The sequence below is a fragment of the Microlunatus panaciterrae genome, assembly GCF_016907535.1.
Classification (GTDB): Bacteria; Actinomycetota; Actinomycetes; order Propionibacteriales; family Propionibacteriaceae; genus Microlunatus; species Microlunatus panaciterrae.
On sequence record NZ_JAFBCF010000001.1, the window covers coordinates 3,185,605 to 3,208,792 of the forward strand.

20 protein-coding genes and 1 tRNA gene are annotated in these 23,188 nt (G+C 66.6%); 11 read left to right on the forward strand and 10 right to left on the reverse strand.

Annotated elements, in window-relative coordinates:
- Positions 1-378 precede the first annotated feature (378 nt).
- The 9 genes from JOE57_RS14560 (at position 379) to JOE57_RS14600 (ending at position 8,366) form a co-directional block, all read left to right on the forward strand.
- A complete protein-coding gene (locus tag JOE57_RS14560) occupies positions 379-1,071 on the forward strand; it encodes a TetR/AcrR family transcriptional regulator (protein WP_204919072.1) in 693 nt (230 codons plus the stop codon).
- Positions 1,072-1,809: 738 nt separating this feature from the next.
- A complete protein-coding gene (locus tag JOE57_RS14565) occupies positions 1,810-2,418 on the forward strand; it encodes a hypothetical protein (RefSeq protein ID WP_204919074.1) in 609 nt (202 codons plus the stop codon).
- A gap of 85 nt (positions 2,419-2,503) precedes the next feature.
- On the forward strand, positions 2,504-5,005 hold the full coding sequence (locus JOE57_RS14570; RefSeq protein WP_204919076.1) for a transglycosylase domain-containing protein: 2,502 nt from the start codon (positions 2,504-2,506) through the stop codon (positions 5,003-5,005).
- 67 nt (positions 5,006-5,072) lie between these two features.
- On the forward strand, positions 5,073-6,311 hold the full coding sequence (locus JOE57_RS14575; RefSeq protein ID WP_204919078.1) for a glutamate-5-semialdehyde dehydrogenase: 1,239 nt from the start codon (positions 5,073-5,075) through the stop codon (positions 6,309-6,311).
- 23 nt (positions 6,312-6,334) lie between these two features.
- A complete protein-coding gene (locus tag JOE57_RS14580; RefSeq protein WP_204919079.1) occupies positions 6,335-6,481 on the forward strand; it encodes a hypothetical protein in 147 nt (48 codons plus the stop codon).
- Positions 6,482-6,526: 45 nt separating this feature from the next.
- Positions 6,527-7,174 (forward strand): nicotinate-nucleotide adenylyltransferase, encoded by a 648-nt coding sequence (nadD, locus tag JOE57_RS14585; RefSeq protein ID WP_204919081.1) that lies wholly within the window; start codon positions 6,527-6,529, stop codon positions 7,172-7,174.
- A gap of 48 nt (positions 7,175-7,222) precedes the next feature.
- Positions 7,223-7,591: a ribosome silencing factor gene (rsfS, locus tag JOE57_RS14590; protein ID WP_204919084.1), complete on the forward strand. Its 369-nt coding sequence runs from the start codon at positions 7,223-7,225 to the stop codon at positions 7,589-7,591.
- Positions 7,588-8,226: a histidine phosphatase family protein gene (locus tag JOE57_RS14595; RefSeq protein ID WP_204919086.1), complete on the forward strand. Its 639-nt coding sequence runs from the start codon at positions 7,588-7,590 to the stop codon at positions 8,224-8,226. Before rsfS ends, JOE57_RS14595 begins: the two co-directional genes overlap by 4 nt.
- Positions 8,227-8,293: 67 nt before the next feature.
- Positions 8,294-8,366: transfer RNA gene (locus JOE57_RS14600), tRNA-Ala, on the forward strand.
- Between the two features lie 193 nt (positions 8,367-8,559).
- Here JOE57_RS14600 and JOE57_RS14605 read toward each other — a convergent pair.
- Positions 8,560-9,279, reverse strand: a complete 720-nt coding sequence (locus tag JOE57_RS14605; protein WP_239578957.1) for an alpha/beta hydrolase — start codon at positions 9,277-9,279, stop codon at positions 8,560-8,562.
- A gap of 264 nt (positions 9,280-9,543) precedes the next feature.
- Here JOE57_RS14605 and JOE57_RS14610 point away from each other — a divergent pair, with 264 nt between their 5' ends.
- On the forward strand, positions 9,544-9,954 hold the full coding sequence (locus tag JOE57_RS14610) for an ester cyclase (RefSeq protein ID WP_204919091.1): 411 nt from the start codon (positions 9,544-9,546) through the stop codon (positions 9,952-9,954).
- Positions 9,955-10,155: 201 nt separating this feature from the next.
- Here JOE57_RS14610 and JOE57_RS14615 read toward each other — a convergent pair whose 3' ends face one another.
- The 7 genes from JOE57_RS14615 to JOE57_RS14645 all read right to left on the reverse strand — a co-directional run bounded on the left by JOE57_RS14615 (position 10,156) and on the right by JOE57_RS14645 (position 18,935).
- A complete protein-coding gene (locus JOE57_RS14615; protein ID WP_204919092.1) occupies positions 10,156-12,210 on the reverse strand; it encodes a DUF642 domain-containing protein in 2,055 nt (684 codons plus the stop codon).
- Positions 12,207-13,028: a hypothetical protein gene (locus tag JOE57_RS14620; protein WP_204919095.1), complete on the reverse strand. Its 822-nt coding sequence runs from the start codon at positions 13,026-13,028 to the stop codon at positions 12,207-12,209. The genes JOE57_RS14615 and JOE57_RS14620 overlap by 4 nt, the downstream gene beginning before the upstream one ends.
- A complete protein-coding gene (locus JOE57_RS14625; protein ID WP_204919097.1) occupies positions 13,025-14,047 on the reverse strand; it encodes a MauE/DoxX family redox-associated membrane protein in 1,023 nt (340 codons plus the stop codon). The genes JOE57_RS14620 and JOE57_RS14625 overlap by 4 nt, the downstream gene beginning before the upstream one ends.
- 204 nt (positions 14,048-14,251) lie before the next feature.
- The gene (locus tag JOE57_RS14630; protein ID WP_275588356.1) at positions 14,252-15,199 is read right to left on the reverse strand and encodes a chitosanase; all 948 of its coding nucleotides are present in this window, start codon (positions 15,197-15,199) and stop codon (positions 14,252-14,254) included.
- A 61-nt stretch (positions 15,200-15,260) separates the two neighbouring features.
- Positions 15,261-15,716 carry a group II truncated hemoglobin gene (locus JOE57_RS14635; RefSeq protein WP_204919098.1) on the reverse strand — a complete coding sequence of 152 codons (456 nt, stop codon included), beginning with the start codon at positions 15,714-15,716 and terminating at the stop codon, positions 15,261-15,263.
- 82 nt (positions 15,717-15,798) lie between these two features.
- Complete coding sequence (locus JOE57_RS14640) at positions 15,799-17,895, reverse strand: phosphocholine-specific phospholipase C (RefSeq protein ID WP_204919099.1); 2,097 nt, start codon at positions 17,893-17,895, stop codon at positions 15,799-15,801.
- Complete coding sequence (locus tag JOE57_RS14645) at positions 17,892-18,935, reverse strand: hypothetical protein (protein ID WP_239578958.1); 1,044 nt, start codon at positions 18,933-18,935, stop codon at positions 17,892-17,894. The genes JOE57_RS14640 and JOE57_RS14645 overlap by 4 nt, the downstream gene beginning before the upstream one ends.
- A gap of 515 nt (positions 18,936-19,450) precedes the next feature.
- Here JOE57_RS14645 and JOE57_RS14650 point away from each other — a divergent pair.
- On the forward strand, positions 19,451-20,875 hold the full coding sequence (locus tag JOE57_RS14650) for an alkaline phosphatase PhoX (RefSeq protein WP_338041325.1): 1,425 nt from the start codon (positions 19,451-19,453) through the stop codon (positions 20,873-20,875).
- A 22-nt stretch (positions 20,876-20,897) separates the two neighbouring features.
- Here the strand turns inward: JOE57_RS14650 and JOE57_RS14655 are convergent, their stop codons facing one another.
- Positions 20,898-22,532, reverse strand: a complete 1,635-nt coding sequence (locus JOE57_RS14655; protein ID WP_204919102.1) for a chloride channel protein — start codon at positions 22,530-22,532, stop codon at positions 20,898-20,900.
- Positions 22,529-23,002, reverse strand: coding sequence for a MarR family winged helix-turn-helix transcriptional regulator (locus JOE57_RS14660; protein ID WP_204919104.1), 474 nt, complete (start codon positions 23,000-23,002; stop codon positions 22,529-22,531). The genes JOE57_RS14655 and JOE57_RS14660 overlap by 4 nt, the downstream gene beginning before the upstream one ends.
- Between the last annotated feature and the right edge of the window lie 186 nt (positions 23,003-23,188).

Consider the following 23,188-nt stretch of genomic DNA (forward strand, 5'->3'; position numbering starts at 1 on the left):
CGACCCCGGATGCTCCCGGAGTAACGAAGTTTGTGTGCCGGTCCGAGTGGATCGGCGTTGATGAGAACTCTGACAGAAGTTTGCGGGATATGCAAACTTGTTGGGGCGGCGAACTTGCTGTTTAGGTGACGGAAGTGGTTTGCTTGCCCCCGCTTGAGTGCGCTGAGGGATGTCCCTGAGGCGCAGTACCGCCTTTCCTGGGCCTCAAGAAGACCTTAAGGTCCACTCAAGATGTGCGGCCCAACCTCAAGAAAGGACCCTCGTGGACATCCCCGAGTCGGCCCCAGCCGAGCTCCTCCGACGTCAAGTCTCAAAGTTTGCGAAGTTTGCGAGATCTGCAACTTCGCTGCCTGTGCACCAGGGGTTACAGTGGTGACCATGAGCGAATCGGGGATCGGCCTAAGAGAGATGAAGAAGCAGATGACCCGCGAGTCAATCGCGGACGCTGCCCTACAACTGGCCCTGGAAAAGGGCCTTGACCACGTCACCATCGAGGAGATCGCCCATGTGGCGTTCGTCTCGCCACGGACGTTTTCCAACTATTTCACCTGCAAGGAGGAGGCGGTTGTCGCCGCCGGAACTCAGGACACGCCGGGCATCATCGAGGACTTTCTCGCTGTCGACCCGGCCGAGCCGACGCTGAAGGCGTTGGCCACCATCCTGATCGAGAGGGCCAAGGTCGTCTCGCCGGAACAGCTGACACTGAGTCTCCAGAAGATGGCGCTGGCGGAGCAGCATCCTTCGCTGCGGCCGTTCCAGACGGCCCAGTACGAGGACTTCGAAGCGGCGTTGCGGGAGGCGGTGGCGACCAGATCCGGGACCGACGTCGACAGCGACATGTACCCCTGGCTGGTGACCGCCGCTGCCATCGCCGGCGTCAAGTCGGCGACGCGGATGTGGGCACTGTCGGGGGCTGACCCCAAGCTGTTGCCAGAACTCCTCCAGGTCGCCTTCGACCAGATCCGTGAGGGTCTGCCGGCACCTCGCCGGCCCAAGGCGCAACCCGCGGCGTCCGACGCCGAGTCCACGCCCACCGAGAACCATCACGTGGAGTTCAGCGACGCCGGCTAACCACCCCCTGAGCCTGTCGAAGGGCGGTTCAACGCACGTGCCCTGAGCTTGTCGAAGGGCGGTTCTGCACCCGTGCCCTGAGCCCGTCGAAGGGCGGTTCTGCACCCGTGCCCTGAGCTTGTCGAAGGGCGCCAGTTCCGGGGTCTTCGACAGGCTCAGACCACGTGGTTGCCATCCGTGCCCTGAGCTTGTCGAAGGGCATCAGTTTCGGGGTCTTCGACAGGCTCAGACCACGTGGTTGCCATCCGCGCCCTGAGTTTGTCGAAGGGCGTCAGTTCCAGGTCTTCGACAGGCTCAGACCACGTGGTTGCCATCCGCGCCCTGAGCTTGTCGAAGGGCGTTGCCAGTGGGTCTTCGACAGGCTCAGACCACGTGGTTGCCATCCGCGCCCTGAGCTTGTCGAAGGGCATCAGTTTCGGGGTCTTCGACAGGCTCAGACCGCGTGGGCATCGGGGTCTTCGACAGGCTCAGACCGCCTGGTGCCGGATGGCTGTTTCCTTGCCGTGGCAGTGGTTTCGGCTGCTCAAGAGTCGCTGGATTGAGGACGATTGTCGATCTTGTCGGTGATTTGCGCGTCGAGTTGTCGGCGGGGCGATCGGGGCCCTAGTCTGGTCCCGTCCGAACCCCGATGATCATCGGCCCCGCGGCAGCTTCGAGCGGGCGGCAAATTCCGGCAGCGTCGCCGTTCCTGTCCCGTTCTGTCCCAGGTGCAGCCGCGCGCTGCAAGAAAGCACGATCATGATCATCGAATCCCTCGGCTGGGCGGCGGGCGTCTACAGCGCCTGCGTCTTCGCCCCTCAGGTCATCCGGCTCCTTCGGTCCCGGACCTCGGCCGGCGTCTCGGTGATGGCCTGGCAGACCATGGTGGGGACCAACCTCGCCTGGGCCAGCCACGGAGTGCTGTTCGCACACCCGAACATCTGGTTGCCCAACCTCGTCCTGCTGTCCTGTGTGGTGACCATTCTCGGGCTGATCCGGCGGGACCGTCAGCTGAGCTGGTTGCCGTTGCTGGCGCCCGGTCTCGCGCTCGGCGCGGTCACGGTCGCCCTCGACGTCTGGGCGGGGCCGCTGGCGTTCGCCATCGCGGCCTTCCTGCCGTCGGCCATCGCCCAGCTGGTGCAGTTCCAACTGCTGGTCAACGCCCCGAACATCCGCGGCGTCTCGTTGCCGTTCCTGTTCATGAACGTGCTGAACCAGGTGCTCTGGTTCAGCTGGGCCGTGCTGGCGGGGGACGAGTCGCTGATCCTGGTCGCGAGCGCCGCCGGAGTGCTGATGCTGCTCAACTGCACCTGGGGGCTGCTGCGCCGCTTCCGGATTGTGCGGGCCAGGCTCGCCACCCTCTACTGACCCGGGTCGACCTGCCGACCGCTGGGCAACGCAACGTTGCCTGTTTGTTACTCACTTTCCAGCGCTCTGATCGTAGCCTGGCGTCATGCTCGGCACCCCGAAGCGCATCCTGCACCTCGGCTATGCGCTGGCGATGTTCCTCGTCACCAGCGTGCTGGTCGGGGTGCTGGTGGCCGGGCTCGTCGTCCCCGTCGCAGGTCTTGCCGGGATGGGCAGCCGAGCGGCCGCACGGGAGCTTGAGAGTCTCCCCGAGGCCCTGGTGACGCCGCCCCAACCAGAGGGCTCCAAGATCCTGCTGGGGGATGGCTCGGTGCTGGCCTACCTGTACGACCAGAACCGGGTGTACGTACCGCTGTCGAAGATCGCTCCGATCATGCGGCAGGCGCAGCTGGCCATCGAGGACCACCGCTTCTACGAGCACGGCGCGCTGGACGTCAAGGCGACGTTGCGAGCCTTCATCCGCAACTCCTCCGCGGGCGGACCCACCCAGGGCGGCTCAACGATCACGCAGCAGTACGTCAAGATGGTGCAGATCGAGAAGGCCCGGCAGGCCGGGGACCTGGAAGGGATCAAGGCGGCCCAGGAGACGACCTACGCCCGAAAGATCCAGGAACTGCGCTACGCCACGTCGCTGGAGCAGAAGCTCAATAAGGACCAGATCCTCGAGCGCTATCTCAACATCGCCTACTACGGCGACGGCGCCTACGGCGTCGAGGCGGCCGCCCGTCACTACTTCGGCATCAGTGCCGCCAAGCTCAGCCTGCCGCAGGCCGCGATGCTGGCCGGGCTGGTGCAGAACCCCGATGCCCATAACCCTGTTCGCGACCTGGCCGCCGCCATGCAACGACGCGACGAGGTGCTGAACCGGATGGCGGAGCTGGCGGTGATCACACCGGGCCAGGCCACCGCTGCCAAGAAGGTCAGGTTCGACCGCACGAAGGTCACCACCGTCCGCAACGGGTGCGTCGGCACGAAGTATCCGTTCCTCTGCCAGTACGTGGAGCAGTCGCTGGAGAAGTCGCCGAGCCTCGGGCGAACGGTCGAGGATCGGGTCAACATGATCAAGAGGGGCGGGCTCACGGTCCAGACCAAGATCGACCAGAGGAGCCAGCGGACAGCGCAGAAGGCCATCAACCGGGTCATCGACCCGAGGGACCCGGTGATCTCGACCATGGACATGATCCAACCCGGCACCGGACTGATCATCGCCATGGCGCAGAGCCGACCGGTGATGGGTGCCAGGATCAGGAAGGGCGAAACCTACTGGAACTACTCCGTCGAGCCATCGATGGGCGGGGCCCAGGGATACCAGGCAGGGTCCACCTTCAAGGCCTTCACCGCGGCAGCGGCCCTCGAGAAGGGCATCCCGCTCACCAAGAAGTTCAACGCGCAGCGCACGATGAACTACTCCGGCCGGGCGTTCGAGAGCTGCCACGGTCGACGGCACGTCTATGGCAGTTGGAAGGTGAGCAACTCGACCGGCTACAACGGCGTGATGGACATGTACAAGGGCACCCAGATGTCGGTCAACAACTACTATGTCCAGCTGGAGCTGGCCACCGGGATGTGCCGGGTGACCAAGATGGCCAAGAGGCTCGGCGTCAAGAGCAGCTCGGCCGGCCGTGACCTGGTGGACTTCTACCAGGACAAGCCGGCCTTCACCCTGGGCTCAGTCGAGGTCAGCCCGATGTCGATGGCCGAGGCCTATGCGACGTTCGCGGCCCGGGGGATCCACTGCAACCCGATCATCATCTCCAAGATCATCACCCGCAACGGCAAGGAGCTGGCTGCTCCGAGTGCCGACTGCAAGCGGGTGCTCTCCGCCAAGGTGGCCGATGGGATGAACAAGCTGCTCGGGACGGTGATGTCCAAGGGGACCGGTCTGCGGGCACGCATCTCCGACGGCCGTGACCAGGCTGGCAAGACCGGCACCATCGACAGTGCCGAGGCGGTCTGGTTCGTGGGCTATACCCCCGACATCGCCGGCGTGGCGATGATCTCGATCGACAACCAGAAGAAGCCGTTCCGGAAGGGCAAGAAGGGCTTCCGCCACGGCGGCGTCAAGGGCTACACCCTTCCGCACTCGGGCACCTACCTCGAGGGTTCCGGCGGTGGTGACGCGGGCATGAAGATCTGGAAGCCGGTGATGGAGAAGTATCTGCGGCATGTGCCCAAGTCGAAGTTCAAGGCGCCGCCGAAGGTGATCGACCAGGGCCGCTCGGTGCGTCTGCCGGACGTCTGTGGCATGAGCGTCCGCCGGGCGACGAAGCTGTTGGAGCGGAAGGGCTTCACCGTCACCAACGGCTACACCTACAGCAGCAGGCCCAGCGGCACCCTGCTCGGCATCTCACCCTGCCGGGGCATCGTGAGGGAGTTCAGCACGATCTACATCGTGTACTCGGCTGGTGAGGATCCCGCGATCGTCGCGGCCCGCCGCAGAGCAGCGGCTGACCGGGCCCGGGCCCAGGCGCGGGCGCAGGCGGAGGCCAAGCGGGCTGCGCAGAAGAGGGCGGCCGAGCAGAAGAAGGCCGCCGAGAAGAAGGCTGCCCAGAAGAAGGCGGCGGAACAGAAGAAGGGCAAGGGCTGAGCCGGCTCGTCGTGGCCCACTGGTGGACGGGAGGATTCGCCGTCCCCGCCCGGACTAGATTTGTCCCATGAACGTCGAACAGCAGGCCCTGCGTGCACGTGAGGCCTCCCGGCCGCTGGCCGGAGCCACCAGGTCGGCCAAGGACGCCGCCCTGCATGCCATGGCAGATGCGCTGGCCAAGGCCGAGGCGGCGGTGCTGGACGCGAATGCCCTGGACGTCCGGCGCGCCGAGAGCGTCGGCACCAGCGCGGCGCTCATCGACCGGTTGCGACTCACCGCCGACCGGGTGTCGGGCATGGTCAACGGACTTCGTTCCCTTGCGGCGCTGCCCGACCCGGTCGGAGATGTCGTCCGCGGCTGGACGAACGCCAACGGTGTCCAGGTGCGCCAGGTCCGGGTGCCGTTCGGTGTCGTCGGCATCATCTACGAGGCCCGGCCCAATGTCACCGCCGACGCCGCCGGCATCTGCCTCAAGTCGGGCAATGCGGTGCTGCTGCGCGGCTCGAGCTCGGCCGCCGAGTCCAATGCGGCCATCGTCGACGCGCTGCGGACGGGTCTCGGCGCCACTGACCTGCCAGCGGACGCCGTCCAGCTCGTGGTCGGCCCTCGCGAGGTGACGAACGACCTGATGGCGGCCCGTGGCCTGGTCGACGTGTTGATCCCCAGGGGCGGAGCCGGGCTGATCGACGCCGTCGTGCGCGGCAGCCAGGTGCCGGTGATCGAGACCGGCGTCGGCAACTGTCATCTCTTCGTCGACGCCACCGCCGACCCGGCGATGGCCTTGGAGATCCTGCTGAACGCCAAGACCCAGCGGCCGTCGGTCTGCAACGCGGTGGAGACGCTGCTGGTGCATGCCGAGATCGCAGAGACGTTCCTTCCCCACGCACTGCAGGTGCTGCAGGCGGCCGGGGTGACGGTGCACGGGGACGAGCAGACGGCGCGGTACGGAGAAGTGCTCCGCGCCGAGGAGGCCGACTATGCCGAGGAGTACCTCTCGTTGGACCTGGCTGTGGCGGTCGTCGACTCGTTCGACCGGGCCGTGGCGCACATCCGCACGTACTCGACGGGTCACAGCGAGACGATCGTCACGGAGTCCCAGACCTCGGCGCAGCGGTTCGTCGCGGAGATCGACGCCGCCGCCGTGCTGGTGAACGCGTCCAGCCGGTTCGTCGACGGGGGAGAGTTCGGTTTCGGGGCGGAGATCGGCATCTCCACCCAGAAGCTGCACGCCCGCGGACCGATGGGGCTGCCGGAGATGACGTCGACCAAGTACGTCCTCACCGGGGCGGGTCAGACCCGCGGATGACTGAACACCGGTAGGCTGCCGCCATGACGTTTGGACTCGCACTCCTCGAGACCGAGGTGCAGCATGCGCTGCCCATCCCCGCATGGGGTTTCGGCCTGATCGCGTTCGGCATCCTGGTGATCTTCCTGCTGATCACCCTGTCGATCGGCAAGGGGCGCCGGCATAGCTAGTCGTCTGGTGAGAGAGCTGCTCGCGGTCCCTGAGGGGGCCCGCCGGTGACCGAGACGCTCGGGCTCGGGCTGGCCCGCAACCCCGCCGCCTCCGAAGGCCGTCGCTACCGCCTCGGTGTGATGGGTGGCACGTTCGACCCCATCCATCACGGCCACCTGGTGGCCGCAAGTGAGGTGGGTCGCAAGTTCGAGCTCGATGAGGTGGTCTTCGTCCCTACCGGGGAGCCGTGGCAGAAGGTGGACCGCAAGGTCTCGGCTGCCGAGGACCGCTATCTGATGACGGTGATCGCGACCGCCTCCAACCCGAGATTCACCGTCAGCCGTGTCGACGTGGACCGGCCGGGGATGACGTACACGGTCGACACCTTGAAGGACCTGCGCGCTGAGCGTGGCAGCGACATCGACATGTTCTTCATCACCGGCGCCGACGCGCTGGCGCAGATCGTGACCTGGCGCGGGGTCGACGAGTTGTTTGACCTGGCGCACTTCGTGGGCTGTACCAGACCCGGGGTCGAGCTGCATTCGCCGGCCATCGAGCATCTGCCCGAGGGGCGGATCACGCTGATCGAGGTGCCGGCGCTGTCGATCTCGTCCACGGACTGCCGAGAGCGTGTGCAGGCGATGGATCCGATCTGGTATCTGGTGCCGGACGGGATCGTGCAGTACATCGCCAAACGCGGCCTTTACCGCTAGACCTGACCAATTTGATCATGCTGATGTCCCCACGAGAGAAGAAGAATCTTGACCGCCACTGAACGTGCCCTGCTGTTGACCCAGACCGCTGCGAAGGCTGCCGTCGACAAGCTCGGTACCGACCTGATCGCCTATGACGTCTCCGAGCAGCTGGCGATCACTGACGTGTTCCTGGTCGTGACCGCGAGCAACGAGCGCCAGGTGGGCGCCGTGGTCGACGGGATCGAGGAGGCCCTGCGGGGTCTGGACGCGAAGCCGGTGCGCAGGGAGGGTGATCGCGAGCAGCGCTGGGTCCTGCTGGACTATCTCGACCTGGTGGTGCACGTGCAGCACACGGATGAGCGGAAGTTCTATGCCCTCGAACGGCTCTGGCACGACTGCCGCCGGATCGAGCTGAACCTGGACGAGCGCCGGTGACCGCGGCACGGATCATCGTCTGGCGGCACGGCCGGACCGAGTGGAACGCGAGCGGGCTGTTCCAGGGCCAGGCCGACGTGCCGCTGGACGAGCTGGGTCGGCACCAGGCCGCGTCGGTGGCCCGGACCCTGGCGCGCAAGAAGCCGGTCGCGATCGTCGCCAGCGACCTCATCCGCGCCCGGGAGACCGCCGCACCGCTGGCCGAGCGCACCGGTCTCGAGGTCAGCCTGGACAAGCGACTGCGTGAGATCCACGTCGGCAGCTGGGAGGGGCTGACCCCCGAGCAGGTGGCCAAGATCGACCCCGAGCTGGCGGCGCGCTATCGCCGCGGTGAGGACGTGCGACGATCCCCGACCGGCGAGACGGTGGAGGAGGTTGCCAGCCGGGTGGCCGAGGCCTTGGAGGAGTTCGGCGGCTCGGCGCCCGAGGGGTCGACCGTGATCGCCGTCATGCACGGGCTGGCGGCCCGAGTCGGCGTCTGCCGGCTGGTCGGTTTCCCGCCGGAGACCTGGACTCGGCTGGGCGGGCTGCACAACTGCGGCTGGATCTCGGTCGAGCGTCACAGCGGGGGATACTGGCGGATCGAGGAGTACAACGTGCAGGGGGCGGTCGAGCCGTTGGACCCGATTTCGTGACTCCCCGGGGGACGCGCTAGTATCTTCCGGGTTCGTTCGAGAGCGTGAGTCGGGCGGACAGCATCGAGGGGCTTTGGCGCAGTTGGTAGCGCGCTTCCATGGCATGGAAGAGGTCAGGGGTTCGAATCCCCTAAGCTCCACCCAAACGTTCCGCCCAGCCAGCGTGTTGTCGAGTGCAGGTAATCCGTGCCTTGGTGTGACCCACCAACTGACTCGGCCGTTGGTCCCGCAAAACCGATCCGTTTCCGGGCAAGCCTGGAATCTCAGGCAAGTGCCTGGTGACAGCGCTGGACGGTCCCTCGCCGGGAAGCGTGGATGCTTGCGCTTGGTGGTTCAGGGTCGAAACGCCCAGGCCACCATCAGTGTGAACTCGGCTTGCCAGAACGAGTCGCCGTGGTCCCCGACCCGCTCGGTCATGACGACGTCGGCACCGGCACCACGCAGTGCGTCTGCCCAGCGGGTCGCGTTCTCGAGGAAGAACGGCTCCAATGTGCCGCCCGTGAGGTAGGTGCGCGGAAGTGCGCTGGGCAACACCGCAGGCGGTCGGTAGCCACCACCTGGGGAGGCGGAGAAGATCGTGCCGTAGAGGTCCGGATGCCGAAGCCCCATCGCAAGCGCGAGCTCGGCACTCGCCGATACGCCGCACACAGCTGTGCGTTCGGGGGGCAGCGCAACGCCGAAGCGCGACCGCACCCAGCTGCGGACATCCTCCACGAAGAAGTCCTCGTGCGCCGCGAACTGCTTCTGATCGAAGGCGGGTGAGTACTCACGGATGCGTACCATCTCATCCTCAGCGTCTGTCCGGTGGGCACCCACGATCATCGTCGATGGCACGTCGGCTGCCTCAAGGTAGCCGCCCCAGTGCGCGATCAGCTGTCCGTCACCGGCAAACACGACGGCCTCGGGTGGATCCGGCGGCAGGTAGACCGTGACCTGGCGCCCACCGTCATAGTCGAACGTCTCGGTGATCAGCTCCCCCGTTATCGGATCAGCGCGAGCAGGTGCCGGCACTGGCTCGGCATCGACCGGGTTGGTGGCTGTCGGGTCATCCATGGGTTGCATCTCGATCTTCCGAGGTCAAGTAGCGCGTGGGCCACGTCGGCAGGGCTTGAAGCGTGGCCCATTCTCTCGCACCGATCCAGTCGCCGTCGCCGAGGCGGCGAGACGGCTCTCGAGCGGGAAGGAGACAGTCGGCCAGTTGGAGTTGTCAATCAGCCACTCGACCTCTGGCGCGGCCAGTCGAGCGAGTCGTACGCTTGTTTGATCGGCCAGCGGTTGGACCACAGCGGGCCAACGGGGGACAAGGGATGAGTCAGAATGACGTCTGAAGACGACAACAAGGCCGCCGTCCGTCGCTTCTTTGAGGAAGGCTGGAACAAGGGCGACCCTGCAGAATTGAAGGCTTTCCTCGGGGATCAATTCGTCAGCCACAACTCTCTGAATTTCTCAGTGCAGAGTTCCGATGACTATTGCCGAGGTGTGGTCGCCTACCGCGTCGCCTTCCCGGACCTCGTCACCTCGGTGGAGGATGTCATCGCGGAGGGGGACCGGGTCGTCGTTCGTGGGACAGATCGAGGGACACACCAAGGCGAGTTCATGGGCAAAGCCGCCAGCGGTCGGTTTGTTACGACGACGTGGATAGAAATCTTCCGAATGGAGTCCGGCAAGGCTGTGGAAGGCTGGGTTGAGGCGGACACGAAGGGGCTGCTGGACCAACTCAGTCCTTGACCTGGCATCACCCTCTCTTGTCGCAGCGGAAAGTGCTGACCCAGCGGGGGTGCGCCAGGACAGGCCCCAACACCCGATGCACCAGTGCGGTCAGGCCCGGAAAGGATTCCGTGCTGACTGGGATTTACTGTCAGTACACCCCTCGACAGGCCTCCGCTTGCAACCTCACCCAAGAGCTGGTGCGCCAGCGCCCCGCAACCACTAGCGAGCCGCACGTCGCCCGAGCACGAGGAGGGCCGAGCCGATGAGCAAGGCCAGGGCGGCGACCACCAGCACGATGAGGGCCGGACCACCGGTTTTGCCCAGGCCGTCCGGGCCCGTGGACGGATCCGGTGGGCGGGGCGTCGGAGCCGTGGGCGAATCGCTGGCGGTGGTCGTCGGGGATGCCGACGCCGAACCTGTCGGAGTGGGCGGTGGGGTCGGAGAGGGCGTCGGACTGAGAGTCGGGGTCGGGGAGGGCGATGGGCTGCCGGTCGAGCACGGCTGTCCTGGGCCCGCATCGACGACGGCAACCGCATCGATGAGCGGCCCCCGCGTCCCCGGCGTCGTGGAGCGGAAGCTGAGCCGGGTGGTGTCGCGACAGGCGGTCACCGTGAAGGTCTCCGGCCTCCAGCCCAGCTCCCCGGTAGTGCTGTCGGACGCGTCGAACTCGAACGAGCGGAGCACCGCCCCGAACCCGACGCTCAGGGTCTTGAGGGGTGGATCGCCGTTCGGGTTGCCGGCCAGGCTGAAGCTGACCCGGTACGCCCGCCCAGGCCGGGTGGTGACATCCTGACGCAGTTCGGTCTGGGTCGCGTCGGCGTTGTTGTTGCCGTTGAGGTCAACGAACTGCGTGCCCTCGGCGGCCTGGTCCGCGCCCGGCCCGACCAGGTCGACACTGGCCGGATTCGACATCACCCAGCCTGCACCCAGCTTGGCGACATCGGCGGAGTCGATGGTCTCGAAGCTCTGGATCTGTTCCGCACCCGGCGGTTCGAAGCCCCCGTCACGGATCAGGTTGCCTTCCGGCAGGGTGATCGGACCGGGCTCGCCGATCACATAGGCGAACCGCGCGGACGGGGAAGTCCCGGACCGACCGACCGGGTTCACCGCGGTCACGTCGACCACCCCCGTACCCGCCGGTGACAGCACGGTGCAACTGGTGGCCTGGCAGGAAAGTCCCGTCCCCGGCACCGTGCCGAAATCGATCCGACTGACGTCTGCGAGCGATGTCCCGGTCACGGTGACGGTGGTGCCGCCATCCTGTGTGCCCGACAGCGGCTCGACCCCAGTGATCACGGGGGCCTGCGGCTTGCTGCAGGCCGGCACGGTGGTGGGCAGGTCGAGGATGGAGATCGTCGCATCGTCGACGTTGGCCACGTACGCCCTCGAACCGATCACCGCGACCGCGACCGGATTCGCTCCGGTGGTCAACCTCGGCGCGTTGGTCTCACACGCCGGATCGATCACAGCCAACGTGTTGTCGAGGGCCTCTGTCGTCAAGATCAGCTTCTTGCCGGGCCACGCGGTCACGCCGAACGGCGCCGTACCGATGGTCAGGTCCCGCATACGGGTGCCGTCCGCCTTGATGACAGTGATGGCATCGGCATCGGTGCGGACGATGTCGAAGGCATTCCCTGCGGGGTCGACCACAAGATCAACTGGACCTCCGCCGAGGTAAGGGGAGGACTTGACTGCTCCGGTCGTGGTGTTGATCAGACTGATGACCCCACTGCCACGGTTTGCGACCGCGAGGACCTTGGAGGCGTCATCCAGGGCGATCCCGTACGGGCGCTGGCCCACCGGAATCGTCTGCGTCACCGCGAGCGTCGAGGAGTCGAGCACACTGACGGTGTTGGCCTCGCTGTTGGTGACCCACAGCCGCTTGAGCTCATCGCTGACTGCGATGGCGTACGGGCCGCCGCCCACGTTGACCGTGCCCAGCCGTTGGCCCGAGCCGGGCCGGAACGCGGTCACGGTGTTCTGGCTCAGACTGGTCACAAAGAGCCGGTCCGTCGCGGCCGAGTAGGCGGCTCCGCTCGGGTCGGGCGGTGCCGGGAAGGTGGAGACCACTCGTTCAGTGGTCGCCGAGATGACGCTGACCGTACGGCCGGACACGACGAAGATCCGGCCTCCCGAGGGGTCGGCCAGCACCGCGATCGGCGCGGCCGCGACCGGGAGCGTCTTCGACGAGGCAACGCTCGAGCCGCTGATACCCAGCAGGCCGAGACCGAGCAGGAACGCGAGTCCGAGCGCGGCCGCTCGCCTGACATTCATCCGCAGATTCCACAGTCGGGGTCATTGATCGGGGCACCGGCAGGGGAGGCATGGAATTCGGCGGCCAGCCGGTTCATCTCCTTCTGGGCGGCCGCGGAGGCATCGGTAGCGGCCTTGTTGAGCTGTTGCAACAGGTTGGCCTCCGCCTCGGCCTCAGTCTTGCCGCACGCCTTGTATCTCTTGGCCGGGGCCTGATTGGCCTTGTTGACCACCGACGTGTTGTCGGCGGCATGGTGGGCCTCGTGGGCGTCGATACCGGTGTTCCACCGTCGCAACTCTGTACGGCACGCGGCCGAGATCGACTTCTCCCCACCCGCCGGCGCCCAGGAGAGTCGGCTGATGGTGTTGGTGACGGTCATCTTCAGCTTGAGCGGCTTGGTCTCCAGGCACACCCCACCACCGCCGCAGGCGACGAGGCAGCCGCCGAGACCGGGATGGCAGACGTGATCACAACTGCTCTGATCCGGATACACCTCATCGGTGATCTGTGGGCAAGGACAGGTCCAGCCTTGGGTTCCGGTCCAACTGGCCTTGTAGGTGGTGTTGACCTTGCCCTCGGTCCATCCCGAGTAGCCGGCGTGGGAGTTGCCGGCGGAGTCGGTGACTCCGGTGCTGCCGCGATAGTCGCTGAGTTCCGTACAGGTCCCGGTCTGGTTGTTGCTGGCCGCCGCATCCGCCCGCGCCGCGACTGCCCAGGGAATGCCCACAGCGGCCGCGGATCCGAGCAGTAGCGCCTTGAGGAGACTGCGGCGGTTGGGCGTGGACGCAAGCAGCACCCCCAACCGGTCGATGCCGTCTCGCTTAGGTTCCACGGTCATGACACCACCGCTTGCACCGGATCAACGCGCTGCGGGTGTCTGCGCAGCGCTTCCAGCACCGCGTCCCGGCCGAGTAGCGGCGGTCCGGCAACCCCTCCGTTCGGATCGAGCGGGACCAGGCAGGGCACCCCACTGCAGCCGAGTCGGCGCGGCAGACCGGGATCGTCGTAGCGCGCGGTCCAGGCGCCGGGCAACGTGGGCAGGGCGGTGGCGCTGGTCACCAGGACATCGAGCGGTGCCTCCCCGCCGGACTCCAGGACCTGGAGAACGTCCCGGCAACCCCCGCAGCCGGAATCCACGAACAGCAGCGCGGACACCGAACGTGTCCTGGCGAGCTCCACCAGGTTGATCGGGTCCAAACTGAGGGGATCCTTCAACCCGGCGGAGGCGAGATCAACAGTGGTCGGTGGCGTCGCCGGCTCCTCCTCGAAGACGTACTCAAGGTCGCTGAACGGCTTCAGTCGCTGTTCGAGGCTTTCGACCCGTAAGACCAAGGTGCCGTGCCGGCGTAGCACCGCGACCGCCACCCAGCCGCTGCTCGCCGCGAAGAGGAGGGCGACCAGCGAGACCAGCCACGGAATTCCCGGGTGCGCTGCCAAGGCCGGCTCGATCGGGCTCCCCAGGACGGCCGGCGAGATTACCAAGAGGCCAGCGGCAGCCGTGAGCGCCGCGTTTCGGACGATGGTGCCGGCACCGATGGTCTGTTGACTGAGGGCGCCGAAGCAGCCGCACGCGGGTCGGTTGCCGCGGACCAGGTTCGCCGCAACGAGCGTCGTGAAGGCGAGCAGCAGGACCAGGCTGGCCCAGGCGGCCGGCCGGTGCAGAGGCTCGATCAACAAGCCGAGAGCGATCAGCGCCTCGGCCACACAGAGTGGATAGACGCCAACACCGGCAAGTGCGTCGGGAATACCGAGATTGGTGGCGGCCGATCTTGCCAGCGCCGGAGCTCGAACCTTCTGCCAGGTGGAGAAGATGAACACGGCAGCCAGCGCGTAGCTGAGAAGTACGAGAACGGTCATGCGGGCCACCTGCTTCGGCGGATCGGGATTCGACAAAAGTTATCCACCCGAAGACCAGATTGTCTATGAGTTCACAGGAATTGGCTGGGGATGAGTAGTCTGTGGCCTCAAGCCCTTCAATTGGGTGCCTGGAATTGCGCAGGTATTCACGCCGCGTGCTGGAGCATGGCATCAATGGCTCGACGAGCAGAAGCGGCCATGGTGCTACTTGATGGTGTAGCGGTCGCCGTAGACCTGCCAGGTGAGCGGCGCGTCGAGGTCGAGGTTGCCTGCCTGCAGGAAGACGCGCTGCTCGGTATCGACGCGGCTGGTGTCATCATGGGCCGCCTCGGTGAGCATGGCTGCCTTGCGTGCGTCGAGGAAGGCGTTGAGGTAGGCCGCCTCGTCCCCTCCCTGCGCCGGCGTCTTCACCTTCTTCATGGCCGTGGCACGGATGCCCCCAAAGCTGATGGGGTCATCACCGCGACCGTGCATGACGAGAGCGTCGTAGTAAAAGAACTGTCCCAGAGCGTGCAAGCCGTCGGTCCTGCCTTGCGCAACGGCGGGGTTGAAATACCCACGATCGCATTCATCCCTCTGCGCTCGCTGGAACTGTGGATCTTCCGCTGCAGTCTTCCAATCAGTGATGAAGTTCGGATCGAGACCGGCGTGTGTGCCGTCCCGACTACCGATTCTTTCAAGGGCGGGGATGTACTTGGTGAGGACGTTTCCTGGGACGAGTCTGTTGTACTCCTGCACCAGCCGCAACAGGTCACCACATCCCGTACAGAACCCGATGATGCCCGCGGTGTATCCGCGGCCGTCCCCGATGTCCTCGATATAGGCGTATTGGGCCTTCCAGTCGAGTGAGGAATTCTCGGCGCTCGACACCAGTTGCATGGCGATGTCTTTCTTCGCTGGATCGCTGAGGTCGGCTGCACTGGTACGTGAGGTGTGAGGGATCATCGGGGTTGACGACGCCCCCGGCAGTTGAATGGCTTGGGTGCTCGCGGCAGCAACGGTGGCTCGACCTGTCACCGTTGGCTTGCTGGCGTCGTACGGAGAAGTTGCGGGGACGGCAATGGCGGCAGCCCCAGCCATGAGCACGGCAGAAGCCGTCAAGAGCGACGAGAATATCGTGACGTGCCCGATCGGCTGTCTAGTTGTGTTCATGATGCTTTCTCATGCTGATCCGTCAGGGCTGGACGCCGGTTCCGAGGACGCCGAAAGCCTGTCAGGGATCGACCACGAGTCCGTCCCAGGACCAGTGCGGCAGCTTCAGGCCGGACGGCACGTCAGCCGCCGAGTCCGGGTATCTCGTCAGATCCGCTGTGGCCCAGCGAAAGTAGTCCTTCAGGGTCGAACGCAACCGCTCGTCGTCAGGCAGGCCCGCGTCGTCGAGCGCGAGTGCGAAGCAACGCTGGGCGCGCTCATCCATCTCCTGATGCTCGCCGTCTCCGGCGTGCAGCCGCTGGACATGGCTGTGGTCTCCCAACTGGTCGGTGTACGTCGAGGGCCCACCGAGGGCCTCCGCCCAGTACGCGGCCAACCGCTCGGTGTGCTGGGGATGCTGGCCCGGATGGGAGAAGGCATGACTGACGACCGAGTCCACCAGGCACCGCCGGTGCCAGGCGTGCGCCAGGTCGACGAAGGCCTGCCACCCGCCGGCGGCCTCGTACACCGTGTCCATGGATCGAGTGTCGGTCAGCCGGAGACCGGACGCAAGGCTCCACCGCCGGTCGCGCACCGCCGTGACGGTGTCCGGCTCGACGTCAGTCGGCGTCGGGCGGGCTGACTCCCATCCGGCCGTCCTCCACCCGTCCGGTCAGCCGGCGATGGAAGGTCGGGTCCTGGACAACGGCGACAGACACGTCGTACCAGCCCTGGTCGGTGGACCAGGACACCCGTCGGGTCGAGTGGGCACGCAGTCTGAGCTGCGACCGAGGCGTGCCTTCGTCGCCGTGGGTCAAGGTCACGGTGACCTGCTCGCGACCGCCGTTGGTCAGGATGATGTCGAGGACCTGACGGCCTGGGAGCTGCCGGGCGGTGGCCTCGACGGCGGCCGCCTGACCCGAGGTGCTGCCGCTCAGCTCGCGCCAGAACCGGTTGGGTCCCTGGATCGCCAGGTGGTAGCGGTCGGTGCCCAAGGGGATCCGGCGCAGGGCCGCTCGGCGGACGTCGAGATGCTCGACAGGTCGACGCTCACCGCCGTAGCGGTAGATCGCAAAGTGCGCCGGTGCCGAGCCGGTGTTGGTGAGCTCCAGCGCCACCTCTCCGGCCCGTACGTTCGCATGCACCGACGGGCGGTAGGGCAGCGGGCAGGTGTGGCGTCGGCCGCTCTCCTGGGCGGGCAGCGCCTGATCCTTCGGCGGGGTGGGGCTCCATCGGCTCGTCACGGCCGGCACCGGACCGGGTGCCCGCAGTGACGGTGCCTGCCGCTGTCGCTCGAAGCTGAAGAGACCGGTCAGGTCGCCGGTTGCCGCGCGGCGCCACTGACTGATGTTCGGCTCCGCCACCCCGGTCCACCGCTCCAGGAACTGGAGCACCGACGTGTGGTCGAACACCTCCGAGGAGACACGGCCGCCGACCGTCCACGGCGAGACGACGGTCATCGGCACCCGGGGCCCGAGCCCGATCGGCTGGCCGTTGAACCAGTCGTCGCTGTTGCCGGACTCGGGTCGAGGTGCCACCGGCGGCGGCACATGGTCGAAGTAACCGTCGTTCTCGTCGAAGTTCAGCATCAGGACCGTCGATGACCAGGTGTCAGGGTCCGAGGCGATCATGTCGAGCACGTCGTAGATCAGGTTGGCGCTGCCCACCGGGGTGGAGACGCTCGGATGTTCCGACTCGATGGCCGGGGGCACCAGCCACGTCACAGCGGGGAGCGTCCCGCCCTTGATATCCGCCTTGAGCCGAGCGCGTAGGGTGCCCGGTTCGCTCCGATACATGGCTCGGGTGAACAGCCGCCGGTCCTCAGGGGCGAGGGCCGCCACCCCGGCCTCGAACTCTCCGAGAGCGCGGGAGCGCTCCGCATCGGTCTTGGCGAAGAGCTTGTCGTAGAACTCCTCGGTCGTCCGGTAACCGCCGTGGACGTGGGCGAGGATCTGGTGTCCGATCTTCTTGAACCGCTGGAAGTACTCGACGGCGTTGTCGGTGAAGTTGTCCCACTCCTGGTAGATCTGCCAGGAGATGCCGGCCGACTCGAGCCGTTCCGGGTAGGTGGTCCAGTCGTAGCCAGCATGATCGTAGGAGTAGGCCGCGTTGGTCACGGCGCGGTCCGGACTGCCGGGCTCGTTGCCGACCGTGCCCGACCAGAGGTAGTTACGGTTGGGATTGGTGGAGCCGAACACGGAGCAGTGATAGGCGTCGCAGAAGCTGAACGTGTCGGCGAGCTCATACTGCAGGGCGATGTCGCGCCGCTCGTAGTAGGTCATGCACGCCGGGGTCTTCGCCGGGATCCACCTGTCGTACCAACCGTCGGCCCATGCCTGGGTGGCGTCCTTGAAGCCATGCGCCAGTGCGCCGAGGTATTGGATCGCGTCTCGGTCCCGTCCGGCATCCGCCGCCGCCTGCCGCACGGAGAACGGGAGCACGGTGCCACCGGCCGCGTCGGGCTGGTGGAAGACGCTCTGGCCATCGGGGAGGCGCAGTGGCGTGCCGTCGTTGAAGCCACGAACCCCGCGCAGGGTCCCGAAGTAGTGGTCGAACGCCCGGTTCTCCTGCATCAGGACGATCACATGTTTGATCGCGCGGAGGCCCCCGGGTCGCATCGGGCGGGCCATGGCCTCGTGGACCGAGGGAGGGAGCAACGACAGCGCGGCTCCACCTGCGGCGGCACCAAGGACGCGCCGTCTCGAGATGCCGGTCATGAGGCGTTGAACTTGACTCGGGTCCAGGTCAGGACCGGTTTGTGATGTGGCTGCACGGTGACCTTCAGGTAGTTGTTCGCGTTGTCGGAGCCGTCGATGGTGACCCTGGTCAGGTTGTCGACGGGTCTATTCAGGCCGTAGAAGGAGAGCCAGCGCGAGCCGCTGGCCAGTGGCTTGTCAGTGTTGTAGGTGTGGCTGTCACCGTTGAACAGGTAGACCGGACCGGGGAAGGTCGCCGACTCCCGCGCCAGGGCTGCCACGATGGGCTGGAAGGCGTAGGAGTCGTCGAAGCTGGGAGAGGTGACGGTCGGGTCGAACATGTCTGCCTGAGTCAGCAGGACGACGGCGCGGTCGTGATTCTTTCTCGCCGAGCCGAACGACTCATGAATCGTCTCGATGACCGAGGCGGTCCGCCCGAGCACCTCCGCCGTCTGCTCGGGGGTGGCCACGCTGTTGCCGGTCCACGGCTGCATGCTGTTGTTGCTCCCGACGATGTGGACAGCCGCGAACGTCACGTCGGCACGCCTGTACCGGACGTTCTCCGGGTATCCCGCGTCAGCCTGGGAGTCCACCTGCACGCTGTGCTGGCCCAGGGTGTGCCCAGGCCTGGGGAAGAATTCCTGCCGTAGGGCGGCCATTCGCTCGAGCGGGTTGTAAGCACCGTTGTTGGGTCGGTGACAGTCGGTCCACTCGTTGTCGCCGATGGTGTACACCAGCGGGTCCTGGAAGCCATCGAAGTCAGACTTGATCAACTGGAAGTAACTGTCGCTGCAGACGCTGGATCCGCTCTTGATGTCGCCCAGATGATCCACCAGCTGTACGTCTGGGTCAGCATTGATCTGAGCCACGACCTTGGGGAAGGCGGCGACTTCCCCATCTCCGTAGGGGATGTCACCGATCACAGCGAAGCTGTAGCCGCCACCGTGGCCGTGATCATGTGCCTGCCTGCCTGTCTGCTGCGCGGAAGCCGAGCCGGCGGTGATGGCCAAAGCGGCAAGGCTGACCACGGATGTGACGACCAAACCCAGACGACGTTTCATTGACTCCCCTTGGTGGATAGCGAGGGTTGAAAGCCTTGATCAACCGGGTAACGGGTGGGTGAAGCGCACCCGTCTCCTCGGTGCACGACAAGGAACATCTTGAGTGGTGATCGTTCCCTGAGCCTCGTGGTCGTGCCCTGAGCTTGATGGTCGTGCTCTGAGCTTGGTGGTCGTGCCCTGAGCCTGTCGAAGGGCCGCTCTTCGACAGGCTCAGAGCGCGTGGCTCTTCGACAGGCTCAGAGCGCATGGCTCTTCGACAGACTCAGAGTGCGTGGCTCTTCGACAGGCGCAGAGCGCGAGGGGTGTGCAGAAAAGGACGTCGAGTGCCCGCTTGTTCGTCGTGTCGGGTTCACCGGTCGTTCACCCCGACCGGGAAGATTTCGAGGCCGGACGCCCAGTCGGGCGTTGAATGTCTGACTCAAAGGACGGGGTTTCTTATGTCGGTTTCTCGCCGCCAGTTCTTCAACCGCGGGGCTCTCACAGGTGTGGGTCTCGTCGCCGCAACTTCAGGTCTCGTGTCGGCAGAGCCTGCTTTCGCTGATGGAGGAGACCATCACCGCGCGGGCGCCACACTGTTTCCACCGCTGGAGTCGTCGGAGGGCGATCTCCTCGCCCTGCCGGCCGGGTTTGCGTACGACCTGGTCGCCGTGTCCGGCAAGACCGAGATCCATGACGGCACCGGCAAGACGATCGGCAAGACGCCCGAGCGCCCCGATGGGACCGGCGTCGTGGCCCACGGCCGGGATCGGTTGCGGCTGTTGCAGAACCACGAGGCCGGACCGGGGAGTGCCCAGCCCGTTCCGCTGGTTCGCGGCACCGTCTACGACCCGGGTGTGTTGGGCGGCGGCGTGACGGTCATCGAGACCACCGCACGCGGCAAGCGCTTGTCGGAATGGGTCGGCCTGTCCGGGACCATCAGCAACTGCGCCGGCGGCATCACGCCGTGGGGATCCTGGCTGACCTGCGAGGAGAGCGACGCTAAGGCCGGCACGGGCACGCTGGAGAAGGATCACGGCTACGTCTTCGAGGTGTTCCCCGCCATGCCTGACCAGCAGGCTCCCCAGCCCATCCAGGCGTGGGGGCGCGCTCCCCATGAGGCGGTGGTGATCGAGTCCACCCGTGAGCGGGCCTATCTCACCGAGGACGCCAGCAAGCCGAATGGCCTGCTGTACCGGTGGACCGCCGCCGAGGGCTACCGGCTGGGACGCTACATCGCCCAGTCGCTGAAGCCGGACGCTGGTCGTCTGGAGGCCCTGGTCGTGCATGCTCCTGACGGCAGCGTGCTGCCCGACCTGGCGTACGTGACCGCCGCCCAGATCGGCCGGCCGTTCAAGACGTCCTGGAAGCAGGTGCCCGACCGGCACGCCGCCACAACGCCGCTGCGGAAGCAGTTCAAGGACGGAGAGGTCACCCGGTCGAAGAAGCTGGAGGGGGCCTGGGGCGACAGGCACGGCATGTACTTCGTCGCCAGCTTCGCCTTCGCAGCAGGCGACCTGCCGGCGGACGCCACGAAGCATGACGGCCAGATCTGGTACTACGACTACCGCTCGCAGACCCTCACGCTGACCGCCTACTTCCCGTACAACGAGCTGCTGCACAGCGACACCGTGGACCCCGAGACGGGACTGGGGCTGAGTCGCGATCTGGCCTTCGACGGACCGGACGGCGTGCACGTCTCTCCGTACGGCAGCCTGATCCTGTCCGAGGACGGCAACACGGCCAACCATCTGCTGAGCTGGTCCCGCGACCTTGGCGCCCAGGCTGTTGCCCGGAACCTGATCGTCCAGGAACAGACGACGTCGGGAGCGAACGTCTACAGCGAGATGACCGGCCCGACCTTCTCACCCAGCGGCGCCGTCCTGTTCGGCAACGTCCAGGAGCCGGGGCATAGCTTCGCGATCCGTGGGCCCTGGAGGAAGTACCTGGGCTCGCGTTCCTGATCGAGCTCTAGCCCGGCGCAGCTCACCGATCGCGGGCCGAGCGCCGGAGGTTGAGGTGGCGTTGGCGTTGGGTGTCCTCGGTCAGGTCGTGCAGCCTCGCCTGCAGCAGGTCGGCAAGGGTCACCACGCCGACAGCCGTGCCGTCGGCGGCCACCACGACGGCACGGTCGGTGGCCGAACGGGCGCACTCGTAGGCGACGTGCCGCAGGGTGTCGCCCTCGGTCACGCTCAGACCGTCGGCGGCGAGGAGCCGCGTCGCCTCGGCGCGCGCTGCCGGTTCGGTGCTCATGACGTCGGCGGCGAAGAAGGTCTCCAGCGGGTCCGTGGTGTAGTCGCGGGTCAGATGGAGTCCGCGTCGGGCGATCTTCTCCGTCAGCACCGACCGTCGCAGGGCGAGCACCGAGATGGCGTAGGAGACTCCGGCGGCAACCAGGAGTGGCAGCAGAGCGACCCAGGCGTGCGTCAGTTCGAGGGTGAAGATGACTCCAGTGAGGGGTGAGCGCATCACGCCGCCCACCACCGCGGCCAGGCCGAGCATGGCCCAGAACCCTGGGAAGACATGGGGCAGGCCGAGCCCCTCGGCAGCTCCGAGGGCGGCGCCGATCATGAACATGGGGGCGAGGACGCCGCCGGAGGTGCCTGATCCCAGGGACAACGACCAGATGAGGGTCTTCACGATCAGGATGCCGATGATCAGTCCGACTGTCGCCTGGCCGGTGAGGAGGGTGTCGATGACGTCGTACCCGACGCCAAGAGCCCGTGGTTCGATCAGACCTCCGACCCCGATGATGGCCCCGCCGATGGCGGGCCACCACATCCAGTGCACCGGGAGGCGACGAAACGCGTCCTCCGCCTGGTAGACCAGCCAGGTGGCCGCGATGGCCAGGACGGCACCGGTGGCACCGACGACGGTGGCCAGCAGGGTGGCCGTGGCCGGGATCTGGTCCACCGTGTGCGTGATCGGGAAGATCGCCGAGCTGCCGAGCATCGGCAGACGAAGGAGAGCGGCCACCACGACCGCGGTCGTCACCGGCACCAGGCTGCGCGGCCGCCATTCGAACAGGAGCAGCTCGACCGCCAGCAGCACCGCAGCCAGCGGAGTGTTGAAGGTCGCCGCCATCCCGGCGGCAGCGCCGGCCACCAGCAGGGTCTTGCGTTCGTCCGCGGTCAGCCGTACGTGTTGGGCCAGGATCGAGCCGATCGCGCCGCCGGTCATGATGATCGGACCCTCGGCGCCGAACGGGCCGCCGGTGCCGATGCTGACTGCGGCCGAGATCGGCTTGAGAGCGGCGACCTTCGGATCTACCTTGCTGCCACCGGTCAGGATCGCCTCGATCGCCTCCGGCATGCCGTGCCCGCGGATCCTCTCCGACCCGTACCGGGCCATCAGGCCCACCACCAACCCGCCGACCACCGGGGCGGTCAGCACCAGCCACCAGGGGTGGTCGGCGCCGGGGGCCACCATTCGCGTGGACCACCGCTGGTAGAACACCAGGTTGGTCGTCAGGCCGATGAGATGCAGCAGCAGGTAGGCCGCAACCGCGCTCAGCGCGCCCACCGGCACCGCCCAGGCGGTGATCACGAGCATCCGACGGCTCACATTGAAGTCACCCAGTGGCTGCTTCGCCTCCGGGCGTCCTTTCGCTCTGTGGCTCACCGGGATGCCTCGGTGTTGAGGGACTGGGTGCTGAGGGACTGGGTGTTGAGGGCCTGATGGAAGGCCGTCAGGCCGCGTACGACGTGCGCTGTCGACTCTGGCGCCATCCGTGCGGCGACCTCGCTGAAGACGTGCTCGCGCCAGGAGAGCACCTCGGACACGGCCCGCTGACCGAGTTCGGTCAGTCGGAGCACGACCACACTGCGATTCGTCGGAGAGCTCTCCCGGACAAGATGGCCGGACCCGGACAACCGGTCCGCGAGTCGTGTCACGGACGACCCGGCGATGCCCAGCTCGCGACCCAGCTCGGCGCAGGAGGACCCGGTCGTCTCCGAGATGGCTAGCAGCAACCGCATCTGGGGGAGCGAGATCTCGCTGGCCGCGTCCACGCTGTGCGTGGCGACGGACAGGAAGTCGCGGGTGGCCTGCTGAAGGGTCTCGACGACCTCGGCCAGGGGATTCTCATGCATTATGCAAGTCTTGCATATCGCAACGCTTGTCGGCGAACCCGAAATGAGAGCCGGGCGGTCTCGCGAGGATAGGGACCAAGGTCCCTTCCGTACCTGCTGCTGCGGGTGAAAGTCTGAACGCGACTCAGGGCCGGTGCCCGGTCGGGTGGCGAGATCCTCCCCACGTGCCAGCGCCGCGACCCAGAG